This window comes from Kitasatospora sp. NPDC059599 (genome assembly GCF_042735125.1).
Classification (GTDB): domain Bacteria; phylum Actinomycetota; class Actinomycetes; order Streptomycetales; family Streptomycetaceae; genus Kitasatospora.
Genome location: NZ_JBHWCL010000308.1, coordinates 1 through 1,481 on the forward strand (window position 1 = coordinate 1; position 1,481 = coordinate 1,481).

Below are 1,481 nucleotides of genomic sequence, written 5' to 3' on the forward strand. Positions count from 1 at the left end.
GTTTGCCCCCGGCCCGGGGGGTCGGGGGTGGGCCCCGGGGGGGGCGGGGGCGGGGCGGGCGGGGGTCAGCCGGTGATCGGACGGGTGTCCAGGCGGACGCGGTCCACCGCCCGGTACCGGTCGTGACCGCCCGGAGACCCCGAGCCGTACAGCCGACGTGACGCCGGATGATCAAGCCCGGCGTCACCTCCGGGGCGGGTCCTGGGGCGGGCGGGGCGCGTCGTCGGCGGCCCGGGGGTCGGGGACCCGCGGGTGCCGTCCGGGCGCGTCCGCCACCGGCAGGCGGGGCAGGGCGTACGGGTGCTCGTCGCGCAGGAAGCCGACCAGGTGCTCGCGCAGCTCGCAGCGCAGTTCGAAGGCGTCGGCGCCGTTCGCCGCGGTGGCCAGCACCCGGACCACGATGGTGGTGGGGGTGGTGTCGACCACCTGCAGGGCGCTGCCCTCGCCGTCCCACAGCCCGTTCTTCGCCAGGAACGCGTCGAACTCCTCCCGCAGCAGGGCGATCGGGGCGTGGTGGTCGAGGTGGAGCAGCGCGGTGCCGGTGATCCGGCTGGAGCGGCGGGACCAGTTCTCGAAGGGGCGGCCGACGAAGTAGGACATCGGCATCACCAGCCGCCGCTGGTCCCAGGTCTCGATCACCACGGCCGTCAGGGTGATCTCCTCCACCGTCCCCCACTCGCCGCCCACCACGACGACGTCGCCGATCCGGGCGAGGTCGCCGAAGGCCATCTGGACGCCCGCGAAGACGTTGGCGAGGGTGCTCTGGGCCGCCACACCGGCCACCACGCCGACCAGGCCGGCGGAGGCGAGCAGGCTCGTGCCGATGCCGCGCACCGCCGGGAAGGTCATCAGGACCGCGCCCAGCGTCACCAGGGCGACGATCGCCTGGCCGATCCGGCCGAGCAGGTCGGCCTGGGTGCGGGCGCGCCCGGCCCACGCCGGGTCGCGGCGGTGCACGGCGAGCCGCAGGGTGCTGTCCACCAGCAGGGCCACCACCCGGGCGCACAGCCAGCCGCCGGCCGCGATGGCGAGGATCACCGCCAGGTGGCGCAGCCCCTCGCGGGCGGCGGGCGGCGCGGCGACCCACGGGAGGGCGCCGAGCAGGAGCAGGGACGCCGTCAGCGCCAGGATCGGCATCCGGCACCGGCGCACCAACAGCGGCACCCCGGTGCTGCCCCTGCGGGCGGCCAGCCGTCGTACCGCGAACTGTGCGATCCGGTCCAGGCCGTTCGCGAAGAGGACCGCCACGGCACCCGCCAGTGCCAGGCGTACCAGACTCCACCACATCGTCCGTACTTCCCTTCTGCCCCGGGTTCTCCCGCCGGGCTCCGCGTCCCGGGCGGCCGGACGGGCAGCGCCGCCGGGCCCGGTGTCGCCTGCTCGTCTGTCCCGGCGCGGCGCGGCCATTCCTGCCGGCTCCGGCCGGACGGCGGGCGGGCGGCGGCGGACGGGCGGGCGGCGGACGGGCGGCGGCGGACGGG

Annotated in this window: 1 protein-coding gene; it reads right to left on the reverse strand. The window is 77.2% G+C overall.

Annotation, left to right across the window (positions count from 1 at the left end; genetic code table 11):
- Positions 1-183: 183 nt before the first annotated feature.
- Positions 184-1,287: a mechanosensitive ion channel family protein gene (locus ACFV04_RS43720; protein WP_380536654.1), complete on the reverse strand. Its 1,104-nt coding sequence runs from the start codon at positions 1,285-1,287 to the stop codon at positions 184-186.
- Positions 1,288-1,481: the final 194 nt, after the last annotated feature.